This is a genomic window from Terriglobia bacterium, assembly GCA_020072565.1.
GTDB lineage: Bacteria > Acidobacteriota > UBA6911 > UBA6911 > UBA6911 > JAFNAG01.
The window spans coordinates 1-5,262 of sequence record JAIQGI010000120.1; the positions used below are offsets into that span (position 1 = coordinate 1).

Sequence of the window (5,262 nt, forward strand, 5' to 3'; positions counted from 1 at the left end):
GCCTTTGATCGCTTCCACCGCTACCTTGGCCTTGAGTGTCCCATCATACCGCTTCCGCTCTCTTTTCATCGCTCGCTCCTCCGAGGCGGCAGCGATTTTACACCTTAATCACCTGTCCAGTTTTTGGGGTACACCATATAGATCCGGCATAGGTGGACACGGGTGCACACCTGACCTGTGCGCGGAGGCAACCATAGCTGCTCACCAGCACACACCCGTCCAATCTAATATCTCTTCTACTAAGGAGGCCCTACGATAATGGTAGACCTCATAGATCCGGAACAATTGCGCCTTACCCCCAGCTCAACACTCGTGACGAGAAAACCTGTTCTTCCACGGCACAAAGCAGGTGAGAGATTCCTCAAGGGCCCCATTCCATGGAAGTGGTTAAGTGTGGCGGCTCGATTGCCGGGCAAGGCACTTCACGTGGGGATTGGCTTGTGGTTCCTGGCTGCAGTAAACCACTCCGCCCAGGTGAAGCTGTCCATGAGCCTTTTGGGTGATATGGGGGTTTCTCGGCACTCAGCCTATCGTGGACTGTTGGCCTTGGAAAGGGCCGGACTTGTCGAAGCTCAACGGCATCCCGGAAGGAACTCGGTCGTAACAATAAGAGACTGCTCCGTACCCCCCCGTTAGGGCATGGCGGGGGGGGGCAGCAGACAGTAGCAAGAACCGGGCACAGTACAGGCACAGTCAAATTGGATGAGCCAATGACAACCAATAATCACGCGGTCGCCAGCGAGGGCATCGGGAGGCAACCGGATCTAAGATCCGTGGGCCATCCCCGCTTGCTGAGTCTCAAGCAGGCCGCTGCATACCTGGGTGTCTCCTATTGGCTGCTGAGGGATTACTGCCTGGACGGAACTCTAAAAGCCGTAAGGTTGCCGGGAAGTCGGCTGAAGAAGAACGGACGCTTGGTCGCGAACTCCAAGGACCACTTGATGCGCAAGATCATGCTCGATCGCGAAGACCTCGACCGCCTTATCGAGGAAAGCAAGGGATAAGCAGTACCAATATGACATTACGAAATGTACCCTGGGCAACGAGACGGCAGCGCAAAAACACACTGAGCTCAGCTCTGCTGACGCAAACGAGACCTTGCATAGTTACTGTAATCAGTATATACTGTACGCATGAAACGAATCACAGTCGACTTCGAGGATGGACTCCACCTCAAACTGAAGATCCAGTGTGCCACAGAAGGAATCCCGATTACGGATCTGATCAGACGTCTTGTCGAGAAGTACTTGGAGAACACCGAAAAGAAGCACGCAGGAAAATAGCCTGCATGGAGCGGACGCGCCAGCCGCTGCGAACGGCTGACGCGCCCTGACCCTGCATCCTAAAAAGGAGGACGCATGGCTGCCTGCAGTTTATCTACCCACATCATCGAAATCACCAACCAAGATCAGCGAATCCCTTCAGTCTGGAAAGCGAGGTAAGGCATGGGCATGATTTACAAACGCACCTACAAGGACAAAAAGACAGGTGAGAAAAAGGAGAGCGCCGTCTATTGGGTTCAGTACTATCGCAACGGCATCCCAATCCGAGAAAGCACAGGCACAGCCGTTTTTGGCGAGGCCCGAACGTTTTTGAATCAGCGTGAGGGAGATGTCGCCAAGGGAGTTCCTATCACGCCGAGGATGGGCCGCATCAAGTTCAGGGAAATAGCCGAGGACGTGGTCAAGGATTACAAGGTAAACGCGAAACGATCACTCCGGGACCTTGAGGCAAGGCTAAGGCTGCACATCCTTCCCTTCCTCGGCGAAGCCCGCGCATCGGCGATCACCACGGTGGATATTCGCAAGTTCATTGACCTGCGCCAGGAGGAGGAGGCATCGAACGCGGAAATCAACCGGGAACTGGCAGCAATCAAGCGGACGTACTCTCTGGCCGCTCAAGCTGGCCGAATCATTCAGAAACCTTATATCCCGATGCTTAAGGAGAACAATGTCCGGACCGGATTTTTCGAGCCGGAACAGTTCGAATCGATTCGAAAGAATCTGTCGAAGGACCTCAGCCCCGTGGTTACCTTCGCATACATTACGGGCTGGAGGATTTACAGCGAGGTAATGCCCCTAAGATGGCCCCAGGTCGATTTCGAGGCTGGCCGGGTGCGGCTGGAGGCCGGGACGACAAAAAACGACGAGGCGCGGGAGTTTCCCCTCACACAGGAGTTGAGGACCGTCCTGGAAGGCCAGAAGGCACGGGCTGCAGCCTTGAAGAAGCGGGGCATCATCTGCCCTTGGGTTTTCAATCGGGCTGGCAAGCCTATCAGAGAATTCAGGCGATCATGGAAGACTGCCTGCAGGAACGCCGGAACTCCGGGCCGGATCCCCCACGACCTTCGGCGCACAGCCGTAAGGAACCTTGTCCGAGCCGGTATCCCTGAGCGCGTTGCCATGCTGATGACGGGACATAAAACGAGGTCCGTCTTCGAGCGATACAACATCGTCAGCGCCGGCGACCTTGATCAGGCCGCGAAGCGCTTGAATGAGGTCACAGGCACAGTCGCAGGCACAGTCGCAGACACAGTCAGATCAAATGCTCCTCAAGCGGAAGTTGCAATCCCCCCCGAACACACTGTAGAATCAATCCGTTGCAACAAGCGCACCCGTAGCTCAGTTGGATAGAGCGTCGGACTTCGAATCCGCAGGCCGCCCGTTCGAGTCGGGCCGGGTGCGCCATTCTTTTCAATAGTTTAACCAAACCAGCCAGTATCCGCATAGCATCCTTAACGGCAGAGTAACGGCAATCGTATATGCTCTTGTCGTATGATTTCGTTCTCGTTTTGCTCGACGAAATTAGCTGCAATTCGCGCTATCATCAGCAGCTGAGGAAGAGATGCAAATTATCACATTCGTTTTTTTCTGTTCATGCTGGCTCGCAATCAACGCGAATGCTCCATTCCCTCAAACGATCGGTGGTGATGCATTCGCCGAATCAGTCAAGCAGACCCTCAATGCATTGGGAGGCATAGCGGTGAAGCCCCGCGATCCGTCAATCCCCGTGGCGGTCAGGCTGCTGTTGACCAAGCTAAAGCACGAAATTCGTGACCTGATTCTTTCCAAAATGAATGATAAGAGGATCCCTTGGAATTCTCCCGATGAACTGAAGTCGCAGGTCATACTCAGCTTGAAAAAGGCTGGCGTGGAAGTTGGTAAACAAGCTCAAGATCAGAACTGGAAGGACGAGGAATCGCACAACTATTTCTATAATCAAATTGACCGGATTTCAATCGAGGCACCCGCAGGTTATTCCGACCTCATCATAGCCACTACGACAATATGGGTCATGTGTGGTGAGGACACTTCCTTCTATGTTTTCCGCCGAAAGGGGGCTGAGTGGAATCTGATTCTCGATCATGAAGCATCCAACTACGAGGACATTCGAGGCGCTCAATCACAGTTTGGCTACGCAATTTCTCCCTCCGACAGTAAGGGTGATTTTTTTATCGTTACTGCTGACGTCAATCCGTGGTGCTCATCCTTTTGGCAACGCCTCCGATATTCAGTAGTTCGTCCCGGCAGCTCGCCCACAAAACCCGAGATCTTGTTGAAAAGGTCGGATACGATTTACCTGGGCGTTGCTCCGCCCATTTTTTATATAACCGTTGAGCAAGATCGATTTCGCCTTGTATTTCATGGAGACTGGTATTGGGATCCAGATTCTGGAGCATCCTCTCAATTCGCGGAGTATCGAGTGAGTCGCCACGGAGCCAGCTTAGTCAAACGAGGCAAGATCGAAAAGGATCACGAGCCCCAAAAGTAGCCGATGCCGCAGAATTCGCCCTCCTCCCGGCCAGGAATCAAGCTGTCTGCGCTGACTTCGGATTCCAGCCCTCTTCCTGCCGGGATGGGGGACTGACGACGGCAAGTCTTTCGATCATGTAGAGAAAAGCCATTCGGAGGGACAGAAAACAAGTTTGCGCTCGATTTTTGGCCCTCAATTTTCGTTCTAACGCATTTCGCCGGAAGAGCGGGCGGAAGAGGCAAGAGGAGCACATCATCGCTGCGTGGCGCGAGGCCGCGAGCAGACGAATGGTTGCCGGCGCATCGGGTGCGGTGCCATGCGGGGACCGGCTCTCGGCATGATCAGCAAGCCGGGCAGTTTCTGGAGTGATAATCTTCAGTTCTTCGGCTGTATCGATATACGCCTTTAGATTCCAATCCGTCAGTGGTTGAACTTTCCCTTTGTCCTTCTGAGCATTTTGAGCGGCAAGCGCTTGGGGCCACTTTATTTAGTGCGTCGAGTAGCAACGCCTCAATTAATGAGCCCCCCATCACACCAGCTGATTTCCATTCTCGGTTGTCAAGGTCCGATTCAAAACCTGCAAGATCTTCACGCAAGATTTGGCGATAGTCTGGATCCTTGATGAAATCTAATCCGGCTAATGCGTTGGGAATGATGGTCTCAGTGCATTTGTCCAGCAACTCGCGAATGACCGCAACGGGAGATTTGTCGCGTAGGCCCGGTATTTCAGGTAAGCCTGTGGCTCGATTCCCGCTTTCCCAACATCTCACGGTCGTTAGGATCTGCCTTGAAGCAACCAAGAGAATTGTCCGATCTCCTGGATCTGCTGGTAGCTGAGATTCATGCAGGGAGTCAATCATCTCAGAAATAGCCTGCAAATGGCCAGCATGATCCCAACTGAGTGTTTGTTTCTTTTTGACGATGTCGGGGAAAAAACGGTCAATGTAATTGGCAGTGTCCGAAGGACTGATTCGCTTTGGCATAGGACAACCTCCGATGCGAATGAGAATCAGGCTGGAATGACAACCAGGCCGTTCCCTACATCAAAATGCGAATCGTTGCCCGAGCACAAGGGCTATTATTTCGCCAGCCTCTCATCCAGACAGCTTTGCGGCGTGCGAGTGATGGCGCAGACTGCCTCGAAAACGAGGTTGGTTCCAGCCACGCAGATTAGGCAGAATGGGACTTCGGAGGCGTGAAACTCGTAGTTTCCGGTAATGCCGTTGTACGTCCATGTGGCGATGAGCCACGCACCCTGGAAGCGCGCGCGTCCTCTGACGTATGCGCACCAGTGGATGATCAAATCGCGATCGCGACCTAATTGGCGCTTTACTGTTAGCTTTCCTTCCGGCTCAATGTTCGGGTAGCGGGTAATACGCATTATGAAAGGGCGCCATCTGTTCACTTGCCGGCGCCGCACAACTGGGCGGCGCAGATAAAACTCCAGACATGTGCTCAGACGCTCATAGCATCGACGATCGGCTTATGCCCTGATGGAAAATGCCGCGT

Annotated in this window: 6 protein-coding genes and 1 tRNA gene; 5 read left to right on the forward strand and 2 right to left on the reverse strand. The window is 53.5% G+C overall.

Going from position 1 to position 5,262, the window contains the following annotated elements; all coding sequences use genetic code 11:
- Positions 1-710: 710 nt before the first annotated feature.
- From LAP85_29475 to LAP85_29495, 5 genes are all read left to right on the forward strand, one after another.
- Positions 711-1,004, forward strand: a complete 294-nt coding sequence (locus LAP85_29475) for a helix-turn-helix domain-containing protein (GenBank protein ID MBZ5500542.1) — start codon at positions 711-713, stop codon at positions 1,002-1,004.
- A gap of 129 nt (positions 1,005-1,133) precedes the next feature.
- Entirely contained in the window at positions 1,134-1,283 is a 150-nt protein-coding gene (locus LAP85_29480) for a hypothetical protein (protein ID MBZ5500543.1), read from the forward strand.
- Between the two features lie 162 nt (positions 1,284-1,445).
- Positions 1,446-2,633, forward strand: coding sequence for a site-specific integrase (locus tag LAP85_29485; GenBank protein ID MBZ5500544.1), 1,188 nt, complete (start codon positions 1,446-1,448; stop codon positions 2,631-2,633).
- Positions 2,611-2,687 (forward strand) — tRNA-Arg (locus tag LAP85_29490). The genes LAP85_29485 and LAP85_29490 overlap by 23 nt, the downstream gene beginning before the upstream one ends.
- 157 nt (positions 2,688-2,844) lie before the next feature.
- Positions 2,845-3,771 carry a hypothetical protein gene (locus tag LAP85_29495; GenBank protein MBZ5500545.1) on the forward strand — a complete coding sequence of 309 codons (927 nt, stop codon included), beginning with the start codon at positions 2,845-2,847 and terminating at the stop codon, positions 3,769-3,771.
- Positions 3,772-4,094: 323 nt separating this feature from the next.
- Here the strand turns inward: LAP85_29495 and LAP85_29500 are convergent, their stop codons facing one another.
- Both LAP85_29500 and LAP85_29505 read right to left on the reverse strand, forming a co-directional pair.
- A complete protein-coding gene (locus LAP85_29500) occupies positions 4,095-4,736 on the reverse strand; it encodes a hypothetical protein (protein ID MBZ5500546.1) in 642 nt (213 codons plus the stop codon).
- 95 nt (positions 4,737-4,831) lie between these two features.
- Positions 4,832-5,134, reverse strand: a complete 303-nt coding sequence (locus LAP85_29505) for a hypothetical protein (protein ID MBZ5500547.1) — start codon at positions 5,132-5,134, stop codon at positions 4,832-4,834.
- Positions 5,135-5,262 lie beyond the last annotated feature (128 nt).

What these genes read in the sequence shown, in the direction of transcription:
- LAP85_29485 (MBZ5500544.1), top strand. Translation starts at nt 1,446, where the DNA reads ATGGGCATGATTTACAAACGCACCTACAAGGACAAAAAGACAGGTGAG.
- LAP85_29495 (MBZ5500545.1), top strand. Translation starts at nt 2,845, where the DNA reads ATGCAAATTATCACATTCGTTTTTTTCTGTTCATGCTGGCTCGCAATC.
- LAP85_29475 (MBZ5500542.1), top strand. Translation starts at nt 711, where the DNA reads ATGACAACCAATAATCACGCGGTCGCCAGCGAGGGCATCGGGAGGCAA.
- LAP85_29500 (MBZ5500546.1), bottom strand. Translation starts at nt 4,736, where the DNA reads ATGCCAAAGCGAATCAGTCCTTCGGACACTGCCAATTACATTGACCGT.
- LAP85_29480 (MBZ5500543.1), top strand. Translation starts at nt 1,134, where the DNA reads ATGAAACGAATCACAGTCGACTTCGAGGATGGACTCCACCTCAAACTG.
- LAP85_29505 (MBZ5500547.1), bottom strand. Translation starts at nt 5,134, where the DNA reads ATGCGTATTACCCGCTACCCGAACATTGAGCCGGAAGGAAAGCTAACA.